At 46.9% G+C, this 24501-nt stretch carries 20 protein-coding genes and 1 pseudogene; 8 read left to right on the plus strand and 13 right to left on the minus strand.

The window, feature by feature from the left end:
• Positions 1 to 193 precede the first annotated feature (193 nt).
• Positions 194 to 1096, minus strand: a complete 903-nt coding sequence (locus ACIGBN_RS08095) for a helix-turn-helix transcriptional regulator (RefSeq protein ID WP_396664714.1) — start codon at positions 1094 to 1096, stop codon at positions 194 to 196.
• A 206-nt stretch (positions 1097 to 1302) separates the two neighbouring features.
• Here ACIGBN_RS08095 and ACIGBN_RS08100 point away from each other — a divergent pair.
• The 8 genes and pseudogenes from ACIGBN_RS08100 to ACIGBN_RS08135 all read left to right on the plus strand — a co-directional run bounded on the left by ACIGBN_RS08100 (position 1303) and on the right by ACIGBN_RS08135 (position 9036).
• Positions 1303 to 2724, plus strand: a pseudogene (locus ACIGBN_RS08100) (aldehyde dehydrogenase).
• A 78-nt stretch (positions 2725 to 2802) separates the two neighbouring features.
• The gene (locus ACIGBN_RS08105) at positions 2803 to 4101 is read left to right on the plus strand and encodes an ABC transporter substrate-binding protein (protein ID WP_396664716.1); all 1299 of its coding nucleotides are present in this window, start codon (positions 2803 to 2805) and stop codon (positions 4099 to 4101) included.
• Between the two features lie 15 nt (positions 4102 to 4116).
• Entirely contained in the window at positions 4117 to 4857 is a 741-nt protein-coding gene (locus tag ACIGBN_RS08110) for an ABC transporter ATP-binding protein (RefSeq protein ID WP_396664718.1), read from the plus strand.
• Positions 4854 to 5504 (plus strand): ABC transporter ATP-binding protein, encoded by a 651-nt coding sequence (locus ACIGBN_RS08115; protein WP_396664720.1) that lies wholly within the window; start codon positions 4854 to 4856, stop codon positions 5502 to 5504. The genes ACIGBN_RS08110 and ACIGBN_RS08115 overlap by 4 nt, the downstream gene beginning before the upstream one ends.
• Before the next feature lie 84 nt (positions 5505 to 5588).
• Complete coding sequence (locus ACIGBN_RS08120; protein WP_133003450.1) at positions 5589 to 6485, plus strand: branched-chain amino acid ABC transporter permease; 897 nt, start codon at positions 5589 to 5591, stop codon at positions 6483 to 6485.
• Positions 6482 to 7495: a branched-chain amino acid ABC transporter permease gene (locus ACIGBN_RS08125; protein WP_133003449.1), complete on the plus strand. Its 1014-nt coding sequence runs from the start codon at positions 6482 to 6484 to the stop codon at positions 7493 to 7495. Before ACIGBN_RS08120 ends, ACIGBN_RS08125 begins: the two co-directional genes overlap by 4 nt.
• 87 nt (positions 7496 to 7582) lie before the next feature.
• A complete protein-coding gene (locus tag ACIGBN_RS08130; RefSeq protein ID WP_396664722.1) occupies positions 7583 to 8461 on the plus strand; it encodes an aldehyde dehydrogenase family protein in 879 nt (292 codons plus the stop codon).
• A gap of 2 nt (positions 8462 to 8463) precedes the next feature.
• Entirely contained in the window at positions 8464 to 9036 is a 573-nt protein-coding gene (locus tag ACIGBN_RS08135; protein ID WP_396664724.1) for an aldehyde dehydrogenase family protein, read from the plus strand.
• Positions 9037 to 9110: 74 nt separating this feature from the next.
• On the opposite strand, the gene ACIGBN_RS08140 is transcribed toward ACIGBN_RS08135, so the two are convergent.
• The 12 genes from ACIGBN_RS08140 to ACIGBN_RS08195 all read right to left on the minus strand — a co-directional run bounded on the left by ACIGBN_RS08140 (position 9111) and on the right by ACIGBN_RS08195 (position 24464).
• A complete protein-coding gene (locus tag ACIGBN_RS08140; RefSeq protein ID WP_396664726.1) occupies positions 9111 to 10241 on the minus strand; it encodes an ABC transporter permease in 1131 nt (376 codons plus the stop codon).
• The gene (rbbA, locus tag ACIGBN_RS08145; RefSeq protein WP_396664728.1) at positions 10238 to 12967 is read right to left on the minus strand and encodes a ribosome-associated ATPase/putative transporter RbbA; all 2730 of its coding nucleotides are present in this window, start codon (positions 12965 to 12967) and stop codon (positions 10238 to 10240) included. The genes ACIGBN_RS08140 and rbbA overlap by 4 nt, the downstream gene beginning before the upstream one ends.
• Positions 12967 to 13959: an HlyD family secretion protein gene (locus tag ACIGBN_RS08150; protein WP_133003445.1), complete on the minus strand. Its 993-nt coding sequence runs from the start codon at positions 13957 to 13959 to the stop codon at positions 12967 to 12969. The genes rbbA and ACIGBN_RS08150 overlap by 1 nt, the downstream gene beginning before the upstream one ends.
• A gap of 97 nt (positions 13960 to 14056) precedes the next feature.
• Complete coding sequence (arcC, locus tag ACIGBN_RS08155) at positions 14057 to 14986, minus strand: carbamate kinase (protein ID WP_396664730.1); 930 nt, start codon at positions 14984 to 14986, stop codon at positions 14057 to 14059.
• Between the two features lie 10 nt (positions 14987 to 14996).
• Positions 14997 to 15998 carry an ornithine carbamoyltransferase gene (gene argF, locus ACIGBN_RS08160; protein ID WP_396664731.1) on the minus strand — a complete coding sequence of 334 codons (1002 nt, stop codon included), beginning with the start codon at positions 15996 to 15998 and terminating at the stop codon, positions 14997 to 14999.
• 173 nt (positions 15999 to 16171) lie between these two features.
• Positions 16172 to 17413, minus strand: a complete 1242-nt coding sequence (locus ACIGBN_RS08165) for an arginine deiminase (protein WP_133003442.1) — start codon at positions 17411 to 17413, stop codon at positions 16172 to 16174.
• Between the two features lie 93 nt (positions 17414 to 17506).
• On the minus strand, positions 17507 to 18913 hold the full coding sequence (locus ACIGBN_RS08170) for a YfcC family protein (RefSeq protein ID WP_133003441.1): 1407 nt from the start codon (positions 18911 to 18913) through the stop codon (positions 17507 to 17509).
• Between the two features lie 613 nt (positions 18914 to 19526).
• On the minus strand, positions 19527 to 20282 hold the full coding sequence (locus ACIGBN_RS08175) for a Crp/Fnr family transcriptional regulator (RefSeq protein ID WP_396664732.1): 756 nt from the start codon (positions 20280 to 20282) through the stop codon (positions 19527 to 19529).
• A gap of 636 nt (positions 20283 to 20918) precedes the next feature.
• Entirely contained in the window at positions 20919 to 21836 is a 918-nt protein-coding gene (locus ACIGBN_RS08180; RefSeq protein ID WP_396664734.1) for a F0F1 ATP synthase subunit gamma, read from the minus strand.
• A complete protein-coding gene (locus ACIGBN_RS08185) occupies positions 21833 to 23395 on the minus strand; it encodes an alternate F1F0 ATPase, F1 subunit alpha (RefSeq protein ID WP_396664736.1) in 1563 nt (520 codons plus the stop codon). Before ACIGBN_RS08185 ends, ACIGBN_RS08180 begins: the two co-directional genes overlap by 4 nt.
• Positions 23376 to 24179: a F0F1 ATP synthase subunit delta gene (locus ACIGBN_RS08190; RefSeq protein ID WP_396664738.1), complete on the minus strand. Its 804-nt coding sequence runs from the start codon at positions 24177 to 24179 to the stop codon at positions 23376 to 23378. The genes ACIGBN_RS08185 and ACIGBN_RS08190 overlap by 20 nt, the downstream gene beginning before the upstream one ends.
• A 3-nt stretch (positions 24180 to 24182) precedes the next feature.
• A complete protein-coding gene (locus tag ACIGBN_RS08195; protein ID WP_133003436.1) occupies positions 24183 to 24464 on the minus strand; it encodes a F0F1 ATP synthase subunit C in 282 nt (93 codons plus the stop codon).
• Between the last annotated feature and the right edge of the window lie 37 nt (positions 24465 to 24501).

A 24501-nucleotide genomic window follows, 5' to 3' on the forward strand; every position in this document is an offset into this window, starting at 1 on the left:
AGAAAAATGAAGAAAATCCTTAGAGATTATGAAGATGAAGAATACAGGGAAAAGAAAGCGACGGCTATTTGATGACACGATAACACTCACAAATACCCAGTCACTTTTTCAAAAGGTTACATAAGAATACATAGACTCAAAAGCTACTCGCTACTTTTTATCTGCTGAGCAAGAGCCAATACTGCACGTGGCATTATGGCCAATCAGCGTGCCCAAACGACAACGAATCCGCTGGGACTAAATGCGGCTTTTTAATCATTCGCCTAAAAGCTGCTGGGGTCGTGCCTGAGTAACGCTTAAAGTAATGACTAAAGGTAGTGGCGTCAGAAAACCCCAAATCATGCGCCAATTGTTGAATGCTGCTCCCCGACCTTTCTAACCGCAACTTAGCTTCAAAAATCACCCTTTCTTGCACCAACTGGCTCGGAGTTTTAGACAAGGTCCGAGTACAGATGGAATGAAGCCGATCATGACTCACCAATAAAGCCGCAGCGTATTGCTGAATGGTCCAGCGTTCCCGATAATGTATTTCCACCAGATGGCGAAAACTTTGCAGCAATGTTTTGATTTCCCCCATCGCCTGATCGGCGGACTCTTGGCTGCCAGACACCCGCCATAGCCCCATCAATATCAGGCTAAAATAAGAAGAAATGGCCATTCTAGAACCGCGTTTATCATCATTCAATTCATTCAAAAACCCTTGAGCGAGATTATGAAATTCTTCAACAAAATGACCATCAGGAGCATCAAGGTAGGTATGTCGCTCGGAAAACTCTCGAAGTAACACAGACTCAGCACTCGAACCCAATAATTCGATAAGCAAATATTGAGAAACACCCAACAGGTATCCCGTGCTGCCCGCTTCAATAGACACTGAAAAAGAGCCCGACACAGGAATGTAGGCAATCGAATCCGTGTGCATTTCCATCTTCTGCCCTGCCGCGTTTAACCAAGCATTGCCAGACGCTAAAAAAAACACATGAGCAAACCCTTCGTATAGGCCTCGTTTAGGTTCTATTTTCTTATGAAACAAGGTCGTTTCATGAATTTCACAACGGGCATGAACATGGATATTAACGGAAACTGATTGATTCATAATACGTAAACCCAGCAAAAAAACATTGTACTGAAAACCAAATATCAACAACTATAGACCAAAAAACAACATTTACGTTCACTGCAGCCTAATTAATAATCTACGCATAAGCAAAATAAAAACAAAATAACGCTTTTTAAAAGCCTAATGCAAAGACTGAGTGCTGCAATAACAACAATAAGCTGAGTCAGGATAGGTAACAAATTATGACCACAGAGCATTTGATACGACATCATCAAATAAAACCTTTATCGAATTCGCCTTTTGCGCACGCGGACTACAAAAAAGCCGCTTGCGAGGCCGTTGCTATTGTTGATAAGGCAGCCCGAGCGTTCCCTAAATGGTCTGATGTTAAACCTGAAGAAAAAAGAAAATTATTGTTGGACGCGGCTGCCAATATTAGAAAGCACAGCGCAGAATTAAAGCAATTGGCCGCAGAAGAAGTCGGGTCGGTCGATAATTTTCTAGACATGAATATCGACATCGCTGTCGAATTCTTACAAGAAGCCGCCAGTTTAACGTCGCAAATCACCAGCGATGTATTGCCCAATGACTCGGCGCATTCCTTGTCTCTTGCCGTTAAGCAACCCATTGGAGTTTGTCTTGGCATTCCGCCGTGGAATGTCCCTATATTGTTATCTGTGCGCGCAATCGCAATGCCGCTTGCCTGTGGCAACACCGTCATTTTGAAAGCATCAGAACTTTGCCCTAAAACACACCAACGGGTGATTGAAATCATTAATGACTCTGGCTTTCCAGAAAATGTCATTAACATCATTACTAATCGCCCAGATGAGGCAAGCGACGTCGTTGACGCTCTTATTTCTCACCCTGCCGTTCGACACATTAACTTTACTGGCTCTACTCGTGTTGGTCGTTTGATTGCAGAACTAGCCGCCAAACACCTTAAACGCTGTTTATTAGAGCTCAGTGGCAAAGCCCCCTTTATCGTGCTTGATGACGCCAACATAGAGCGAGCCGTAGAGGCCGCTTCGTATGGCTCTTTTATGAATTAAGGACAGCTTTGCATTTCCACCGAACGCATCATTTTACAAGACCCTATTGCCGACCAATTTATTCAGCGCTTTGTTGAAAAAGCCAAAACATTAACCAGTGGCTTAATCAATGATTCGTCTCACCCACTTGGGGCTCTCATCAATATTAAGTCTGGGAAGCGATTGCAAGCCTTGATTGACGATGCCGTAGAAAAAGGCGCAACCGTGCTTTGCGGCGGCAAGGTAAACGGCTTCTTTTTGGACGCCACTGTCATCGATAACGTGACACCGTCAATGCGTATTTACTATGAAGAATGCTTTGGTCCATTAGTCCATATCGTTCGCTGTCGCTCAGACGATGACGCTCTCACCATCGCGAATGACAGTGAGTTTGGCCTGGCTGCTGCGGTGTTTAGTCAAGACACTTACCGGGCGATGAAGATCGCAAAGCGCATCGAATCCGGCATTTGTCACATTAATTCAACCACGATAGCAGACGATGCTAGAGCCCCTTTCGGTGGTATGAAATCCAGTGGACATGGGCGTTTCGGAGGCAGCAGTTCGATTAACGAGTTTACTGAACTACGCTGGATCACGATTGCCAATGACGATAACTCCTTGCCACAACTTTAACATCTAAGACGATTTACCAATGACACTGTTTACTTAACCCTAGCTCGATTTAGCAGCTGGACACTCTGGAGTTTTAATATGAAAAAAATAAATAAAACAGGCATATCAAGACGTCAATTCACTCTTTCCGCTCTAGTGGGGGGCGCTGTTGTGGCGATGAACCCGACACTTGCGGCGGCAAAGTCAGATAAAAAACTACGACTTGGATTTATCTCTCCTCGTACTGGCCATCTGGGGGCTTTTGGCGAAACGGACCCTTTTGTCTTATCTCAAGTACGCCAAGCCTTAGCAAATGGGTTAACCATCAACAATGTAAACTATGACATTGAAATCCTCGATCGTGACAGCCAATCGGACCCTTCTCGTGCGGGGCAATTGGCAAAAGATCTAATCAATAATGAAAATATTGATTTTATGCTAGTAACCGTAGCACCAGAGACAATCAACCCAGTGTCCGATGCTTGTGAAGCCGCTGGCATTCCCTGTTTGTCTGCGGTGATGCCGTGGGAATCCTGGTATTTTGGTCGCGGTGCAAAACCAGGTCAACCGTCTCCTTTTAAGTGGACGTATCATTTTAGTTTTGGTGTGGATGAGTTCTACAAAACCTACATTTCTCAATGGAGCCTCATTAAAACCAACAAAAAAGTCGGCGTTATGTACCCTAACGACGCCGATGGTAATGCCATTCGAACCTTTTTAAAACCTAAGCTCGAAGCCGCTGGCTACACAATTGTCGACCCTGGTGCTTATGAAACCGGCACCTCTGACTTCTCGTCACAAATCGCTCTCTTTAAACGAGAAGGCATCGAAATATTTAATGCTTTTCCCATCCCATCTGACTTTGCGGCGTTATGGCGTCAAGCGGCTCAGCAAGGGTTAACACGCCAAATTAAAATCGCTCAAATCGCCAGAACAGGCTTGTTCCCTTCCGATATCGAAGCGCTCGGTGGACTTGGTAACAACCTTGCTAGCGCGTGTTATTGGCACAAAGACTTCCCATATCGTTCACCATTAACAGGCCAAACAGGTACCCAACTCTGTGACCTTTATGAAGCGCAAACGAGCAAACAATGGACTCAGCAAATCGGAGCGTGCTTGTCATTATTTGATGCCGCGATGGAAACCTTAAAAACCTCCATTGACCCTAAAAATAAAGTCAATGTTGCCATGGCAATGCGAAAATTGAATGTCAGTACCATTGCAGGTCAAGTTGACTTTACCAGCGGTCCAGTGCCAAACGTTGCATCCGCGCCAATCATAGGCACTCAATGGGTCAAATCGAAAAAAGGCCCGTTCCAATTTGATTATTTGATCACGGAAAATGCCACCGACAGAAATGTGCCTGTCACCCATAAATTGACCCCATACAACGCCTAAAACAGCGAGAACACAATGATGACACACACCACATCAGACGGCTTGCTGGCCAATGGCATTGTTAAACACTTTGGCAGTGTATCCGTTTTGAAAAACGTCGATTTTTCTATGAAAACAGACGAAGCCGTTGGAATCGTAGGTCCCAATGGCGCAGGCAAAACCACCCTGCTAAGCGCCCTTGCGGGGGCGTTTAGCTTGGACGAAGGTTCGATTTTTTTAAACGATCAAGAAGTCACTGATAAATCGGCTTCCGAGCGATGCAGCCTAGGCGTCGTAAGAACCCACCAAATCCCCAAACCCTTTGGTGGCATGACGGTGTTTGAAAATGTGTTAGTCGCCTCCTCATACGGCGTCGACTCCACAAAAGAAAGCGCCTATCAGTTTGCCCTTGATGCGATTCAGCTAAGTGGCATGGAGCATGTCGCGAATCGCCAAGCGGACTCTCTGGGACTACTAGACCGCAAACGTCTAGAGCTTGCACGAGCATTGGCCACTCAACCCAAATTTTTATTGCTAGATGAAATCGCTGGCGGCTTAACAGAAGCCGAATCAATCCAATTGGTCGACACCATCAAAGAGCTACGTCGTCGTGGCATTGGCATCCTTTGGATAGAACATATAGTGCATGTGCTTTTGCAGGTTGCGGAGCGACTTATTTGCATGGATTCCGGAGAAATCATTGCCGATGGAGACCCAGAAACCGTCTTAAGTGACCCTCAAGTGATAAAAGCATACCTTGGAGGTGGCGTCGAATGAGCAGTTTAAAAATAGAAAATATGGACGTTCGCCACGGCCAATTAAAAGCCGTCCGTAATGTTAGCCTAAGCATTGAAAAAGGCGAAGTCATTGCGCTTATTGGGGCGAATGGCGCCGGTAAAACCACGTTTTTACGCGCCATTAGTGGTGCCCATACCCTCACCGCAGGACGAATTTATTTAAACGATAACGACATCACACAACGGCCTTCCCATCAACGTGTTAATGCAGGGTTGGCCTTAGTGCCAGAAGGTCGAAAACTCTTCACCAATATGACGACAGAAGAAAATCTGCTGTTGGGCGCCACCTCTGCCCGTAAAGGAGAATGGAATGTCGAAAAGATCTTTGAGGTGTTTCCAAATCTAATCAAAAGACGTCATACCAAAACCGGCACCATGTCCGGTGGTGAACAACAGGCCACCGCCATTGGTCGAGCGTTAATGAGTAACCCAGACATTCTCATCCTTGATGAAGTGTCATTAGGACTCTCCCCCTTGGTCGTCGATCAGGTGTATCAGAATTTAGAAAAATTGTTAGCAACAGACACCACCATCATTTTAGTAGAGCAGGACTTATCCCGTGCGATGAAAGTCGCCAGTCGCCAGTCGCGCGGTGTGCATGCTAGAAGGCGAAATTGTTCTCGATAAGCCAATGGCAGACATAACCCGTGATGAGATAACCGATGCTTACTTCGGCCTTCATAAAATAAAAACAAATAGTGGAGAGTAAAAGTGACCAATCAAATTATTCAGGCCATCCTCTTAGGTGGCTATTATGCGCTCATAGCATGCGGGCTGTCGTTTATGTTTTCTGTTATGAAAATCATTAACTTAGCCCATGGTAGCCTGCTTGTTTTCGCTGGTTATTTGCTCTGGTTTTTTGCAGAGCATTACCATATTTCGCCTTTCGTTGGCTTGCTCATTGTCATCCCTGTGATGATGTTGATCGGCTGGGCATTACAGGCTTTTTTATTGGAAAAAAGCGCCCGTGGCGGAGAATTACTCCCGATACTCACCACCTTTGGTTTGGCCATTGTCATTGAGAATCTATTGTTTGAGCATTTCGGTGCAAACACCCGTTCTCTGGCCCCTTATATTGGCGACCTTTCGTGGGAATCATGGGAGTTGTTTAGCGGCTTTTATGTCGGCAAAACCTCCGTCTATATCTTAATAGCGGCCATCGTCATTTTGGGCAGCTTACAGCTTTTCATGAAAAAAACCGCATTGGGAAGACAAATTAGAGCCACCGCCCACGACCCAGATACCGCAGGTATTGTGGGGATTAATCCGAAAAGAGCCAGTGCCATTGCCACGGCGTTGGCCATGAGCACTGTGGCGGTTTCTGGCTTAGCGCTCGGCGTCAGAGGCGTATTCGATGCCTACTCCGGTGGCCCTCAGCTGTTGTTCGCCTTTGAAGCCACCATTATTGGTGGAGTGGGTTCTCTTTGGGGAACTCTGATTGGCGGTATTATTTTGGCATTTGCCCAAACCATCGGCGCCAACATTCACCCTCAAGGTTTTCTCTTAGGTGGACACATCCTCTTCATTATCATTCTTTTAATCCGCTTAATCCTCGCCAAAGGTGGGGTAGGCCATCGTCTTAAATTCGCTTTAGGGGTGTCAAAATGAGTCAGTGGGCAAAAAATGTATCCATCCAACGTTGGACCCCCTCCTCCCGTCGTGCCGTCATGGTCGCTGGAGTGGTTCTGCTTGTTTTAGCGCTGGCACCCTTGTTTGCTTCTAACGGGATGCTAGACAGACTTACCGCGCTGTTTATTTACGTCATTTTAGCCGCCATGTGGAATGCATTGGCAGGCTATGGGGGATTAATTTCTGTGGGCCAACAAGCCTTTTTTGGACTCGGCGCGTATTTCACTATTCGCCTTGCCAACGTTGGTTTAGACCCGTTTATTTCTGTGGGCCTGTCTGCAGTGATCGTCGGCGTAATCTCCTACCCTATTTCCCTGATTATGCTGCGTTTAAAAGGCGGTGAGTTTGCCATTGGTATGTGGGTTATTGCGTCCATTTTGCATTTGATGGTGAACCTCGATGGCTTGATTCAAGGAGAAACAGGCATTTCTCTTGTCAGCCTGAATCACTACGACTCAGGGTCACGTCTCACCATTATTTACCTGCTAACGCTTGGCTCAATGGCAGGCTTGCTGACTTTGTTGTTTTTTGTCTTACGCAGCAAAACAGGCTCCGCGATTCAAGCCATTCGAGATGACGAGGAAGCCGCCACATCGATTGGCGTTAAACCAGAGAAAACCAAACGTTTGCTGTTTGTTATTGCAGCGTTTGGCATAGGTGCAGCGGGGGCGCTTTGGTTAACCAGCGCGACGACGTTTTTGCCGAAAACTTACTTTAGCGTGCAATGGTCGGCTTATATGATCTTTATGGTGCTGGTGGGTGGTATCGGTAAATTTGAAGGCGCCATTCTTGGTGCCATTATCTTTTTCCTTGTTGAGACTTGGTTTAGTAGCACCGGTGTTTGGTATCTCGTGAGCCTAGGCGCGATCGCCATTGCTTTCTCACTCTTTTTACCAAAAGGCATTTGGGGAGAATTAGAACGTCGCTTTAATTGGCGCTTTTTGCCCGTTGGCTATCGCGTTGAAGACCCCAAAAAAGAGAAACAATAACCTTCTATGGCCGTTTAATAGCCAAATTAAGCGGCCTATGCGCATCAATCTAAAAACCGTTTGTGCTTTTTTAGGAGTAGTCATCACATGAATGTTGAATTACTAATCGGCTCAGAAAATGTCAAAGCATCAAATGGTGCCACATTTGAACGTATCGACCCAGTCACCGGCAATGTAGCAAGCACTGCTGCGGCCGCCACCATTGACGATGTTAACCGCGCTGTTTCGTCAGCACACGACGCGTTTAAAACCTGGTCAAAAACAACCCCGAATGAGCGCCGTCAGCGACTGCTAAAAGCCGCCGACATTATGGAAAGCAAAAGCGCTGAGTTTGCTCAGCTTATGTTGACGGAAACAGGCTCGACGACCATGTGGTCTGGCTTCAATACAATGCTGTCTGCGGGCTTATTAAGAGAGGCGGCGGCCATCACCACACAAGTCGGTGGTGAAGTTATTCCCTCGAATAAGCTGGGCACCTTATCCATGAGTGTCCATAAACCCAAAGGCGTTTGTGTTGGCATTGCCCCTTGGAATGCGCCTGTTATTCTCGCCACGCGCGCCGTTGCCATGGCCATTGCTTGCGGCAATACAGTTATTTTGAAAGTCTCGGAAATATGCCCTGCCACTCAATCTCTTATTGGCCAAATTTTTACCGAAGCTGGCTTTCCTGTGGGGGGTTTAAACGTTTTATCCAATGCCCCTGAGGACGCACCAGAAATAGTCAAAGCGCTTATTGAGCACCCATTGGTGAAACACATCAATTTTACTGGATCCACAAAAATAGGTCGTATTGTCGGGCGCTTAGCGGCTGAAAACCTTAAGCCTGCATTACTTGAATTAGGCGGAAAAGCACCGCTTATTGTGTTGCAAGATGCGGACATAGACGGTGCCGTGAATGCCGCGCTGTTTGGTGCTTTCATGAACCAAGGGCAAATCTGCATGTCGACTGAGCGACTGAGCGACTGATAGTGCATAAGGACGTGGCGGATGAGTTCAGCCAAAAACTCTCGGCTAGAGCAGCGCTGTTGACCACAGGAGACCCAAGAAACGAGGTGCTTCTTGGGTCCCTCGTGTCTCTTGATGCCGCAGAAAAGATGAACCAATTGATTCAAGATGCGCTTGCCAAAGGGGCGAACCTTACCGCCGGTGGTGGCATTAAAGGCACTATGGTGGAAGCCACACTACTCGATAATGTCACCTCAAAGATGCGCATCTACCAAGAAAAATCGTTTGGTCCGGTGAAATCGATTATTCGAGTCAAAAGCGTTGAAGAAGCCATCCATGTGGCCAATGACACCGAATATGGTTTATCGGCGGCGGTTTTTACTCGTGACATTCAGCGTGCCCTGCAGGTCGCAAATCACATTGAATCTGGCATTTGCCATATTAACGGTCCAACCCTAGGCGGTGAACCTCAAATGCCATTTGGGGGCATGAAAGACAGTGGTTATGGGCGTTTTGGTGGCACCTCATCGATTGCTGAGTTTACCGATTTGCGCTGGATCACCATTGAAGACCCCAAACAGCACTATCCATTTTAACCGCGGACTCAACATACCAAAACTAAAAAGCGTTTTTAATGCGTGCTCGTTGCACTCAGCACGGGGCACGCCTTTTACGCATTCGCAACCGACGCTCTGAACCGACCCACGGCCCCCAAAAGGAAAACACTGCCAATCAACAGCAGTATCAATAACTGACTCCAGATAATGCTAAAACCACCGCCACGATACAGAATCGTTTGTGACAAATTAACAAAATGCGTTGTCGGTGCAATTTGCATAATATTTTGTATGATTTGCGGCATACTTTCGTAAGGGGTGATCCCACCTGATAACATTTCCAAAGGCAGCACCGTTAAGATAAACAACAAGCCTAATTGCGGCATGGTGCGCGCAACGGTTCCTAAGAAAATGCCAATTGAAGTGGTCGCGAACAGATGCAGCGCCACACCTAAAACGAACAACCCAACAGAGCCTCGAATCGGCACCTGCAATACATATTGCACCATGACAATAAGTGACAATGTCGCGGCCACCAGCACCATGAGACCATTCGCCAACACCTTAGAAAGGACAATTTCTAACGGTTTAACAGGCATTACCAGTAAATGCTCTAATGTGCCATGTTCTCGTTCCCTGATCACCGCAGCCCCGGCCAAAATAATCGACAACATGGTGACATTATTGATGATTTCCATAATGCTCCCAAACCAACTGCTCGTCAGATTCGGGTTATATTTATTACGAACAATCAAGGTGGCGGATAACGTAAAGGCCTCCAGCTTACCGGTTACGAACTTCTTAATTTCCCCACTCACAATGTTTTGAATATACCCATCACCAATGCCAGCTTGAGACATTTGCGTTGCATCAATATTGATTTGAAGCGTGGGTTGTTTTGCCGCCATGACATCACTTTGAAAGCCCGCCGGTATGATAATGACAAAGGTGTAGAGCCCCGCATTTAACACCGGCTCAACAGCACTGTATTCAATGTAAGCAGGGGTATTAAAATAAGGTTGCGTAAAAGCATTGCCAATCGTTTTGGACAAGGGCGAATTGTCTTCATCAACAATGGCGATGGGAGCATTATTAAGCTCTTGAGACGACGCGGTTGACGCCACATAAATACCGCCACTGAACGCCCACACGATTAATATTAATAAGACTTTATCGTTCCATAAACTGCGCAGTTCTTTAATGCTTAACTGCACTATATTGGTGTCTAATATGCGAAATTTCATCGGCCTTGCTTCCTCAATAACAACACGCTAAGTAACGTAAAAAGAGGCGCAAACAGCAGCAAATACTGAAAAGATGACGCTAACTCCGCGAAGCCAAGACCTTTTGTGATGATGCCGCGAATAATGATAATGAAATAGGTCGCAGGCCAACTCTCCCCCATCAAGCGTCCAATGCCTTCCAACGACGAAACTGGACTGGTTAAGCCGGAAAAACTCACCGTAACCAGTAACGTCACTATCGCCGTTCCAGCCAAAGCCGCTATTTGAGTCTGTGTAAAGGTCGACATTAACAAACCAATTCCCGTGGTGGCCACTATGTAAATCAATGCCGCGCTGTAGAGCGCGTAAAGATCCCCCTTGATGGGCACTTGGAAAATAAACACGGTCACAAAAAGCAGGATCATAAAGCTCACCATGCTAATCAGAATATAAGGAATCTGCTTGCCTAATAAAAACTCCAGTCTGGTGGCCGGACTTACATAGAGATTAACAATGGAGCCCATTTCTTTTTCACGAACGACCGACAACGCCGTCAATATGGCAGGAATAAACATCAATAACAGGGGAATAACACTCGGGGCCAACGCATAAATGCTCTTAAAATCTTGGTTAAAGCGATAGCGTGATGCCATGCTGGCGGGCAAAGTATTGGGCACATAGCCGAGGGACTTTAACGTCAAGTCTGTTAAGTACGCACTGTGCACGCCTTGCATATAGCTGCCAATCGTTTCTGCCCGAAATGGCATAGAACCATCCACCCACACAGTCACTTCTGGCGAGCGGCCGCGTTTTAGATCCACCCCGAAATTGGGTGGAATAATCAGGCTAAAACTCAGTTCGCCATCTTGCATACGCCGATCAAGCTCACTGCTCGAGCTTAACGCCGGGCGCTCGATAAAATAGCGTGAGCCTGAGAGAGTCTCAATATATTGGCGGCTTTGCGGCGTTTGATCTTGGTCTAATACGGCAAACGTTAGGTCATCAACATCCAAAGAAATACCGTAGCCCAGTACCAGCATCAGGAGCGCGGAGCCCAATAACGCAAACGCCAAACGAATGGGGTCGCGCAACACTTCCAAAGACTCTCGATAACCAAAGCCAAATAAACGCCGCAAACTGAACGCTCGATTAACGGTTATTGGGTATTCTTTTTCATTGATTTCCGGCTCGGCAGGAGGCGCTTCTTTGTGTTCTTGTGCGTCTTCAAGATAGCCGATAAAGGCTTCTTCTAATGTGTTGGCATGGCGCGAGGCACTGATCGCCTCTGGGGTGTCCGTCACCAACACCTTGCCTGCGTGCATCAATGAAATACGATCGCAGCGCATGGCTTCGTTCATAAAGTGGGTTGAAATAAAGATGGTCACACCGTGATTACGTGACAAATCGATCAATAAAGCCCAAAAATCATCACGCGCGACTGGGTCCACACCTGACGTTGGTTCATCCAAAATCAGCAGTTCTGGATCGTGCACCACAGCGACCGCCAGTGACAGCCGCTGCCGAATCCCCAAAGGCAACGCCATGGCGTTCATATGTTGATAGGAGCGTAAGGTAAAGCGGTCTAATAATCGGTTAATCCGTTGTTCGGCTTCTTCTGCTGGCATATGAAACAGCTTGGCGTGCAAGGCTAAGTTTTGCAGCACGGTGAGTTCGCCATACAGCGAAAAACCTTGAGACATGTAGCCGACTCGATGACGAATCGCCATTGAGTTCGATTCAACTGGGCTACCAAATAACAAGCCTTCTCCACGACTCACCGGCAATAGCCCTGTTAGCATCTTCATTGTGGTGCTTTTGCCACAGCCGTTTGAGCCTAGAAAACCAAATATTTCGCCCTGAGTAATGTCTAAATTTATGTTGTCTACCGCGGTAAAATCACCAAATGTTTTCGTCAAACCACGCGCACTAATGGCAATGGCGGCCTTGTTACTGTTCAAAGGGGGAATGACTAATTCGTGGTGCGCGCGGCTTACGTCATCCGGCAACAAATGAATAAAAGCCGCTTCTAAAGTATCGCTGTTGGTACGCTGCTTGATCTGTGCAACCGTCCCTGTGTCCAACACCTTGCCCATGTTGATGGGGATAATCCAATCGAATAATTCCGCCTCATCCATATACGCGGTGGCCACAATGACACTCATGCCAGTCCGGCGTCGCCGAATACGTTCAATCAATTGCCAAAATTGGCGCCTCGATAACGGATCAACGCCTGTCGTTGGCTCGTCCAATATCAATAAATCTGGGGCGTGAATTAACGCGCAGCAAAGGCCAAGTTTCTGCTTCATACCGCCAGAAAGCTTGCCAGCCGGTCGATGACGAAACGCCGCTAATCCGGTAGCCAATAACAGCTCATCAATCTGCTTATGCCGTTGTGGGGTTGGAATGCCAAACAAGCGACCAAAAAAATCAATGTTTTCAAACACCGATAAAGTCGCGTACAGATTTTTACCCAACCCTTGCGGCATAAAAGCGATGCGCGGAGCAATATTGTCGCGGTATTTTGCGCTCGAAATATTTCCACCAAAGACTTGAATAGAGCCCTCTTGGATTTCCCTCGCGCCAGCAATTAAGGCCAACAAGGTGGATTTACCCACACCGTCTGGCCCAATCAACCCCACCATGCAGCCAGCAGGAATGTCCAAATCTATCTGACTTAGCGCATCAAGATCACCATACCGATGACAGACTCCAGAAAGACGAACAACGCTTGGCTTAGTGGTACTCATTATGGCAACTTAACGTCTAGATTTTCAGGCCAGTCTTGCTGCTGGTCGAGCAACACATAGGCACTGCCTGGTACACCGGTTTTCACTGCGTTTAAATGCGCTTTTAATAGCGCTGGGTCTATTGTAACTTTCACTCTAAACATCAGCTTGTCACGTTCTGATCGAGTCTCTACTGCTTTCGGGGTAAATTGCGTTCTAGCGGCGACAAATGACACCTTTGCTGGAATAACATACTGCGGAATAGCATCAAGGATAATACGTGCGTCACTGCCAACCTGTATTTTGCCGGCTTGTTCCGTAGGCACAAAAATGGACATGGAAACATCCGTCAGATCCAGAACCGTAAAGACATTTCCTCCTGAACCAAGTACTTCGCCAGGCTGCGCCAATTTGTACAAAACACGCCCTTGGATTGGCGTAGTAAGATAAGATTCGTCTAACGTCACTTGCAGCCTAGCAATGGCGGCTTGCGTCGCTTCAATGCCGGACTCCGCTTGCGTGACTTGAATATTCACCGCTTTGAGCATGGCTTTTGCCGTGACGTATTTGGTATTTGCCTGATCCAGTTTTTCTTGTGAAATATGACCCGAGCTGGCCAATTTTGCCGCGCGTTCTTGCTCTCTTTGCGCGTAAATCAACTCACTTTTTCGCACCTCAACCATTGCTTGCACATAATCACGACTGCTCTGGGCCTCACGCCAAGCCGCCTGTGCTTCGCGTAATTGCGCTTCAATTGCGTCTGTGTTCATGGTGGCCAGACGTTGACCTGCTGCGACCATATCCCCTTCATTGACTGATACCGCCTCTAAACGTCCTGCGTATTTGGTGGCAATATCATACTCAACCGCTTCAATACGCCCGTTCCCAGAAGCAACATAATCCGGCATGGCGGACTCTAGGTGACTTTGGTAGTAAAACCAGCCCCCTAGAGCGAGCAAGGCGCACACTAATACGCCGATCAATAGCTTGATTGAAAAGTGTTTACTCGCCATGTCAAATATCTCCATTACAGCAAACAGATCGCTGCGTGATTCATTAAGTGATTCGTTACATTATTTATTAAGCACTAGACAGCCAAACCCTAAGCAATCAATAGCACGTCATGGTTGGCGTCTGCTGACTAACGTGCGTACCTGCAGTGCCCGCGACTATCTCTTCTAATGCGTCTAATGCCCCAATGGCGGCACGTTTACCGGTTTTTTCTGCGAATTGGCAAGCCGCGTTGACCTTGGGTCCCATCGACCCAGCGGCAAATTCATACTGAGCAAGATCGGTGGGATTGACGGCTTTTATGCCTTTTTGTTTCGGGCTATTCCAATCCAGAAACACCGCGGGGGCGTCCGTGGCCATGATGTACAAATCCGCATCCAACTCGCGCGCCAATAATTCGCTGGATAAATCTTTATCGATCACCGCTTCCACGCCCTGTAGACGATGGTCTTTATCAAACAGCGTTGGAATGCCACCGCCACCACTGGCAATCACTATGGTGTTTTTCTCCAATAACCAACGGATGGGACGAATTTCAAAAATCCGCTTTGGTAACGGCGATGGCACCACACGACGCCACTTGTCGCCATCCGGCTTCATCGTCCAAGCGTTATCTTGACCGACTTGTTTTGCTTTCGCTTCGTCATAAACCGGGCCAATGAATTTCGTAGGATTAGAAAACGCTGGATCTTGCGAATCCACTTCCACCATGGTCAACAAGGTCACTAATGGACGTTCAGCAGGGACTAAATTGCCCATCTCTTGCTCGATCATGTAGCCGATCATGCCCTCTGTTTCTGCCCCCAACACATCCAACGGGTAAAGTTCTTTAGGTTTATACGCGTTGCCTTGTAACGCAAGCAAACCAACTTGCGGCCCATTACCGTGGGTAATAATAAGCTCATTTCCCACTGCAATTTTCGCCAATGCGCTGGCCGCAATTTTAATGTTTGCGCGCTGCGCTTGAGCGGTCAGTGGCTCGCCGCGTTTCAATAAGGCATTACCACCGAGTGCAACTACAATTCGCATAAACCCTTCCTCAGTTGCCTAATGTCGCCACTAGCATGGCTTTGATCGTGTGCAATCGGTTCTCTGCTTGTTCAAACTGAATACCAGCAACCGATTCAAATACCTCATCAGACACTTCCATTTCAGAAATACCGAACTTTTGGAACATCTCCTCCCCGATCACAGTCTCGCGATTATGAAAAGCCGGCAAACAATGCATAAACTTGGTGTTGCTGACACCGGTGGCTTTCATCAATTCACTGTCCACCCGATACGGTGTGAGTAGCTCAATTCTTTCTTTCCAAACCTTGTCAGGTTCACCCATAGACACCCAGACATCGGTATGAATAAAGTCGCATCCCTTGACCGCTTCTTTTGGGTCTTCGGTGATCGTGAGTCTGGCGCCGTAGCGCTCCGCGAGCTCTTTCGCCGGTGTTAAATACTCGGCACTTGGCCAAAGTGATTTAGGGGCGGCAATGCGTACGTCCATGCCCATTAAGCAGCCCGCAATCATCAACGAATGCCCCATGTTAGAATGCGCATCTCCCACAAAGGCATAACTGATATCGCTCAATGGCTTACGGCTATTTTCTTGCATGGTTAATAAATCAGCCAACATCTGTGTTGGGTGAAACTCATCGGTTAAACCATTAAAAACAGGCACCCCCGCATAGCGAGCAAGCTCATCAACAACCTTCTGACCATAGCCGCGATATTCAATCGCATCGTACATCCGACCCAATACTCGGGCGGTGTCTTTCATCGATTCTTTTTTACCAATTTGAGAACCCGTTGGGCCTAAATACGTAACCTGTGCGCCTTGATCAAAAGCTGCAACTTCAAACGCGCAAAATGTTCGTGTTGAGGATTTTTCAAAAATAAGGCAGATATTTTTACCTAGTAGTCCCTTCTGCTCCATGCCTGAATATTTGGCGCGTTTTAGGTCTCGAGCCAAATCCAATAAAAAACTGACTTCTCTCTGATTAAAATCCAATAATTTGAGAAAATTTTTATTTCGTATGTTAAATGACATCTGTGAGTTCCTTTGCTAATGGTCTGCAACAGCAGATAACATCGGCCACTTATTAAAGAAGCATAAACCGATGTTTTATCAATAATTCGCTACTGGCTTAGTCAACAGACCCTCTAACACAATGGTCTGTTATAACCGACTATTAATAAGTTGTGCGTTAGTAGAACCGCTTATTAATAGTCAACAGGGTCGCGCCAAACTGGACAGGTCATACAATGGCCACCGCCACGCCCTCTTCCCAATTCTGCGCTGCTAATCGTAATTACTTCCACTCCGGCTTTGCGCAATAAAGTATTGGTGTAAGTATTCCGGTCATAAGCCACCACCACGCCAGGTTCTAACGCCACCACGTTATTACCGTCATCCCACTGCTCGCGCTCTTTTTGATAATTATCACCACCGGTTTGTACTATGTTTAATGCTTTAATCCCTATGCACTCTGCTGCAACATCAAATAAGTGCTTCTCTTCTTTTCTAAAATCAATATTTTTGGCATTGTCGCCAGGGCGAAGGCTATAACATTGGATCTCGTCACACACATCGACAAATGCCGTTGCTACCTCACGGTCACAATGGCTAAATACTGTGTCTAAATGCATTGCCGAACGTGAACGAGGCATTTGGCAAGCCACCACGCGAGTGGCAGTGCCTTGTTCAAAGAGTTGTTGTGCAATTTGCCCAACCGCTTGAGGCGATGTCCGCTCTCCCATACCAATGAGCACACTGCCATTGCCTAAAGGCATCACATCTCCACCTTCGGCGGTCGCCGGACCATGATCTTCATCTGGATTTCCCCACCAGATTTTAAAATCACCACGATTAAACGCAGGAGCAAAAGCCGGATGAAACTGGTAAATAGCGGTAATCAATAATGTTTCAGGACGGCGGGCAGGCCAATACATAGGATTTACAGTGACGCCGTTGTAAATCCAGCTACTGTTATCCCGCGTAAATTGGGTGTTCGGTAATGGTGGAATCACAAAGCCATCTTCACCCAGATAATTACCAAACATACCGTGCGGTTTGAATGGCAAGTCATGCACTGAAATACCACCGATTAAAAAAACAGCCAGCTGATCATCAGACATGCCATCAAGCCAACTGCGCAGTTCATTGAGCATGCCCACGCCCACTTGATTCTCATCAATACGACGGTCCAGAATCCATGCCCGAGCCTTTTTATTGCGGATGGTTTCTTTTAATAATTGACCAAATTCCAATACTTGTACGCCGCGACTTTCCATTTTCATGCAAAAATCCATATGGTCCGTGCGTGCTTGCTGAACCCATAACACATCGTCATACAATAATTCAGCCGCATTGGCAGGCGTCAGGCGAGAATGGGCAAGGCCTGGTCGACAAACAATGACTTTTCGTAATTTACCTATTTCAGAATGAACACCAAACTCGATCATTTTCTTGTCCTTTTAAACTGTCTAAAAAGGCCTACCCACGATCACCACAAAGAAATCCATGCAGGCCCATTAAAGAAGTGAACACGCAACGCCTTAAGCGCTTAACGCGACCACACTTAACGACCCCATAATGATGGCACTGAGTATCAGCAACAGCGGCCAAATAAAACGCAACCATCGTTCGTAAGGCACTTTGCCAATGGCCAACGCCCCCATTACCACGGCAAATGTTGGATTAAACAGGTTCACCAAGCCATTCGCGGATTGAAAAGCCGTCACCACCAGCTCACGCCCCACCCCGGAAAAATCAGCAAGAGGCGCCATGATCGGCATGCTTAAGACCGCCAAACCAGACGAAGAAGGAACGAAAAATGACATGAGAAGTTCAATGCCATACATAGCATTGATAAAGACCACCGCCGGTAGTCCACTGAGTGTTTGTTCACCAAGGTGCAGAATCGTATCGGTCATGTGCCCTGCATCCATAACAACGACAATACCCCGTGCGATACCAATAATAATGGCCACCCCAAGCAGGTCACGAGCGCCATTGATAAACACCTCGGTAAAATGTTTTTCGCCCATTCTGGTGATCAAACCGATCAAAATAGAAGAAGCAATAAAGAGCGCGCCCATTTTGGCCATCCACCAACCCTGGCTAGAAACACCCCAAATCATCACGACAAATGTCAAAGCAAAGATAATCAGCACAATTTTTTGCGAAAGACTCAGAATGGAATCACTGTCGTTATGGGCGTCTTTGCGAAACTGCGCTTCAATTTCTGCACTGTGGTCCGCGACTATCGACAAAGAAGGGTCTTTTTTCACTTTGGCAGCGTATCGCATCACATAAACAACGCACGCTAGCCAGCCACTCACCAAGATAAAACAGCGCAAGCCTATCCCTTGTGTGAAGGGAATATCGGCGGCGTTCGCTGCAATGACGGTTGCAAAAGGATTAATGGTCGACCCTAAGCAGCCAATGCCTGCGCCTAAAAGAATCACCGCAACGGCAACCACAGCGTCATACCCAGCCGCGAGCATGACAGGAATTAACAAGGCGTAGAAGGCGAGCGACTCTTCCGCCATACCGTAGGTACTACCACCTAAAGCAAACAACGCCATAAGAATAGGAATCATCCATTTCTCATGGCCTTTTAACTTCACCATCGCACGACCGATGCCCGTATCAATGGCGCCAGTTTGCGCAACAACCCCTAAGAAACCACCTAGGATCAGCACGAATAAAGCCACATCAATGGCGGCGGCTTCATAACTATCAGGGTTGTAAAAACCAGCGATAGGCGCCAAAAACACATCAACCACCCCTTGAGGGTTGGCCTCAACAGAATGGTAAGTGCCTGGTACAGGCACTTCTTTTCCTAAGAGCGCACTTTGTACGCGTTCATAGTTACCAGCAGGTACAATCCAAGTGCCTGCTGCAACCAATACAATCAACATAAATAGAATTGTATAAGCGGTTGGGAATCGAAATGTCATTATTATTATCCTTTCCAATCAAATAATTCATTTTGATTTTCCATTCTAAAAACATCTATTCACTCTCACTGCATAAAACAAAGAGAGGAATATCATTCAAATTAAAAATCACCACACCAGATCAATCAGAATTCAAAACACGCCATATTATGAGGCAAGATAACGCACAATTTCATTGCGTCAAATCATTAAAAGGCCAACTAAAAACCATTTATAAAAATAAAAAAAAACATCAAACAAAAAATATAAAACAGACAAACCGTCAAACAAACCCATTTAAAAACAAGACTATCAATCATGAGTCTAATAAAAGCCAACCTTTAAGGTTATTTTTTATTTACATTAAAACCAGTGTTGCTTATGTGCGATAGCGCACAGACAAACATTATTAATTAAAATACCGATTTGTGTATTGAGACGATTACTTTTTATTTAAACTTTTAAAAGGCTTTAATCATCAAATGGGTAGATTCACACAAGGTAGCGAAGGGTAATACCCTAAAAGTTTTAAACAGGGAGGCTCTAAAAAAGACTTTCGTACACAAGCACGCAGGCTAAAAACACCTGAAAGACTTGAGAACAGCTAATATCAGAAGCCGCTTAGATGAAGAAATTAGCTGATTTTAAGATGGGTATGGTGATTGCGACATGGGAACGGCAGCAAGCGATCGGTTTCTTTTTTCACCACCGCATAACACTCACAACTCAATGCTTCGAGCGCTTGCTTATCCAACACGGTTATATGCCCACGATGATGCTCAATGACACCTAACTTTTGTAATTTGCCCGCTGCTTCTGTAATGCCTTCGCGACGCACGCCCAACATATTGGCAATTAATTCATGGGTGACCGCCAAATGGTTGTCTGGCAAACGGTCAATGGACAACAATAACCAACGACACAATTGCTGATCAATCGAATGATGGCGGTTGCACACTGCCGTCTGTGCTTTTTGGGACATCAGTGACTGCGTATAACGTAATACCAAATCAAGCAATTTGCCGTGACGCTGAAATTCGCTGATAAACACAGACCCTTTTAAACGGTAGGCATAGCCTGCACTTTGAACAATCGCTCGGCTCGATGAACTTTCTCCCCCCATAAACAAAGCGAAACCCACCAGCCCCTCTTTGCCCACCATCGCCGTCTCCGCCGAGGCGCCATTTTCCATTACGTGCAGCAATGACACTATGGCATCAATAGGAAAGTAAAGCGTCGCGACTTTATCGTCTATTCCGTACAACACCTGCTTAAGTGGCAACATAACCAATTCAAGGTAAGGAAACAGGCGACCTTGCTCCTCCGGCGTTAAAGACGCGAGCAGTTGATTTTTAAGCGGTGACAGGGCTGGGTTAATGGCTTCGAGCATAATATTGTCCACTCTTAAGAATTCGTTCTTCCATCATAGGGTGTATTTTGAACAATCGCTTAGAATAAGACTGCATCATTTGTCTGTTTCTTGATCTAGGACACACTTTTACAATCGATCAGCTATCATCCACCGTAGTTTTTGCTCTTGTGGGTTGGAATACTTGAAAAAGAGAGTGGCCAAATACCTCGAAATCTGAACATCTGAATGTGTCGCTTTCATTCCAACGCTTTGTATTCCCGATCTTTATTCCGCTCTGCTGAGCGTGTAACTTTTTTCAATTGATAAAAAAGTCACCAAAAAATCTCTTTAAGACCTTTAGCGTATGATTTCCGTTGTACATGACAGCGGCAATACATCGATTATTTAAGGAAGGTGTTTAGAGCGTGTTTAAATGTTGATATGTCATCAAACACGGCCTCACAAACGTCATCAAGTCGCGCAACTTCGTTGCATCGAATGAACGAATCTATCGCTTCAAGAACCAAGATCATTACAACCCCCCTCCAGCTCCCCCTTGAAGATAGGGGGGAGAGCAAGACCTGTTCCTTCCCCTTTTGTTTTTCAAGGGGAAGGCTAGGATGGGGTGGGCTTGAACTGGAACTGGAACTGTTTCTTGTGAGTTTGTGACATGTATTAACTCAATGCTTCAAAGCCAGAGATAACATCGAACAACTCTTCGTCGATGCCACTTTGACGTAATCGATGAAATGTTTGATTGAGGCTTTCCTGCAATTCATCAATGTTCTTTTCAGCCCGTTGCATCGCCGACAAACGGCTGGCATTTTCACTGGCCAGTGATTCCGCACACGCCCTAAACAAGCTAACAAATAAATATTCTCGCACAAACGCACGGCGTGTTTGATCTTGGTTTGGCATCACTTCGGGCAAGTTATTGCTCGGCCACTCTATGTCCATAAGCTGACGCTGCCAAACATCGTCTAGGGGCAACAATTGCTGATTCACAGGCCGATAGATGGCATTCGATTCTGGCCGATGATGAAAAATATACACCTGATTAATCACCCCCTGCTCTCTTTGGGCTTCCAATGAAATCAAGATTTTCCCAACCAAATCCGTAATTCCATGAATGGAATTAGGTAACGCGAAACACACTTCTGTTGCTAAATCCGTCTCTTGCAAACGGGATTGAACACGCTCTCCAACGGCCCAAAGGTGTTTTTTTCCTGGGATATTGCCCAAGGACGCCACCACAAATTCGACCATGGATTCATTAAATTGCCCCACCAAGCCTTGATCTGAACCAAATACGATCACCCCAACAGCAGGAACACTCGATGACGATGGAAGACCTTGTTGTGGCGCCATGTCTTGCGACCTAGGTGTTCCATGGGAAGCCGCGTATTGAGTCGTTGAGCCTAAACTCGCGGCCAAGCCTAATTTCACCGTGTAATAGTAATCGTCCAGTGAATGCACCGCGCTTTCGTATTGGCCAATACTGGATGACGCAATCGCTTTCATACTGCGCACGACCGACTTTAGATCTTGAGCACTGCGGATTTTATGGCGCAGACTGGCAATACTGTCTCTCATGAGGGCTCACTTACATCAGTCGACGTGGGCGCTTCTGAGGTTGGCTCAGCCTTGGCTAAAAATCCCTTCATCGCCTGCTCTGCCAACTGCAACAAGCCCGCTTTGTCTTGGTGACTGAGTTTTTCTGTGCTGGCCAAACGTGCCAGCATGTCGTCGGACAGATTTGCCGCGGCTTGCCTTACCGCTTGCTCTGCCGCTGGCATTTTCGCTAAAGGGACAGGGTCGAACAAAGCGCCAGTCAAAGCGATCAACACAATGATTTGCTCAGCCATCGACACAGGCGCAAATTCAGACTGCATCAAACACGCCCGAATGCGTCGACCATGCTCAATCATGGCTAACGTCTGCTCGTCTAATCGAGCACCAAAACGAGCAAAAGTTTCCAATTCTTCAAACTGGGCATACGCTAACTTGAGGTCAACGGTAACGCTACGATACGCCGCCCGTTGCGCTTTACCGCCCACACGAGACACAGATTTACCCACGTCTACCGCGGGCAATACGCCCAACTCAAATAACTCAGGAGAAAGGTAGATTTGACCATCGGTAATCGAAATCAGATTAGTCGGAATATAGGCAGACATGTCCTGCGCTTCTGTTTCAATAATCGGCAAGGCCGTCAATGAGCCGCCACCAAGTTCATCACTTAAATGGGTAGCACGTTCTAATAACCGAGAGTGAATGTAAAAAATGTCCCCGGGGAACGCTTCTCGACCAGGAGGACGACGCAGTAACAGTGAGAGTTCACGGTACGCTCGCGCATGATGCGTCAAATCATCATACACAATCAGCACATCACGACCTTGCTCCATAAAATATTCAGCGATGCTGGTCGCCGCATAAGGCGCCAAATACGCAAGCCCTGGTGGATCGTTGCCTTCTGTCACGACCACCACTGTGTAGTCCAAGGCGCCTTCTTCACGCAGTTTGGCGATGACTTTCGCAACCCCAGAGGCTCGTTGACCAATGGCGCAATACACACACAAAACATCTTTGCCGCGCTGATTCAAAATAGTATCGAGGGCAATGGCGGTTTTTCCGGTCTGGCGATCGCCCAAAATCAATTCTCGCTGACCTCGCCCCACGGGGATCAAGGCATCAACGACCTTAATGCCTGTTTGCAAGGGCACACTCACCGCGGCACGATCCATGATCGCAGGTGACGGTCGCTCAACCGGTAAACGCTGAGTGGCGGCTAAAACGCCATTACCGTCTAACGGCTTGCCTAGCGGGGTAATGATGCGCCCGATCAAGCTGTTTCCCACAGGAACATCAACCACATGACCACAGCGTTCGACCTCGTCCCCCGCTTGCAAATGCCAATAATCCCCCAGCAACACGACGCCTATATCGTCTTCATCCACATTGAATGCAATGCCATAAACATCGCCTGGAAATTTCAGCAACTCTTCAAACCCAACACTGGGCAAGCCAGACACCTTGGCAACCCCAGTTGCCACACTGGTGATAATGCCAATTTCTCTGGGGCTCAACTCAGCGTTCGTGGTGTTTCGAGCGATCTCTAAGCTTGAGAAGAGTTCATCTAAGGTGTTTGTCATGGCTACCCTGCTCTGTGTTTTGCTCATCTCGGGATTGCATCACTTGATTCACGCGCTGGGTCAGTGTTGTCAAATAATCCGCAATGCTCCAGGCCACTTTCTGTCCGTTGGCATTCATTTCAATGCCACTAATCAGCTCAGGTGCGGTCTCAAACTGAATTTTTACGCTAGGGTTAATAAGCGCTGTGATCGCCTCGCTAATAAGCCCTCTTTGTTGCTCTGAGAGATCAAAGGCGCTGCGTACTATCACCGGTGATTCAATGTCTTTGAATCCGGCCTGAAAAGGGGCCTTATCTGGCCCTGTTAGCTCTCTTAAGCGACGAATAAACACCGCCACCATACTGGTTTCAAGAGGCGCATCGGCAAGGTCTTTGAGGGTTTTTCGTGCTATTTCGAAAATTTCTTGCTGTGCCCGATCACGCAAGGTCACTTGCAAACTACGCTGTTCGTCTTGTAAGGCTTGCATTAATTTGGTGCGCAGTGCATTTGCTTCCTCGCGAACTGCCGCCAACAAGCGCGCTTTCTCCGCACTGCTTTCTGCGCTTACCTTGTTCATTTTTTCCATACGCTGCTGATCAAACACTTGGTTCTTATGGCGATACAATTCACCTTGCTGCTCAGCTTGTGTTCTTTTCGCGTCGGCGTCAGCAAGCTCATCGGCAATGCGTTTTTCTCGAGCGTCTATGGTGCTCAAAATAGGCTGGTATAAGAAGCGCTTCAGTAACCATACTAAAAGTAGAAAATTAACCAGCTGTGCGATCACAGTAAACCAATCAATTAACATAATTTATTGCCCTGTCACTTGAGCAACACCATAGTTCCAGAAAGGGTTGGCAAACAGCAAAATCATCGACACCACAAAACAGTAAATAGCCGTGGATTCAATCATCGCCAAACCGACAAACAAGGTTCGAGTAATCGTCGCCGACGCGTCTGGTTGCTGAGCCAAAGAGGACAAAGCAACGGCCACCGCTTTACCTTCCCCTAATGAAGGGCCGATCACTCCGATGGCAATGGTTAGCCCTGCGGTAATAATCGATACCACTGCAATAATTGTCATACTGTCCATAGTTACTCCGTCTAGGTTAATCACATTAAAAAGGGGA

It is taken from the genome of Marinomonas sp. NPDC078689, from assembly GCF_044542435.1.
Lineage (GTDB): Bacteria > Pseudomonadota > Gammaproteobacteria > Pseudomonadales > Marinomonadaceae > Marinomonas > Marinomonas arenicola.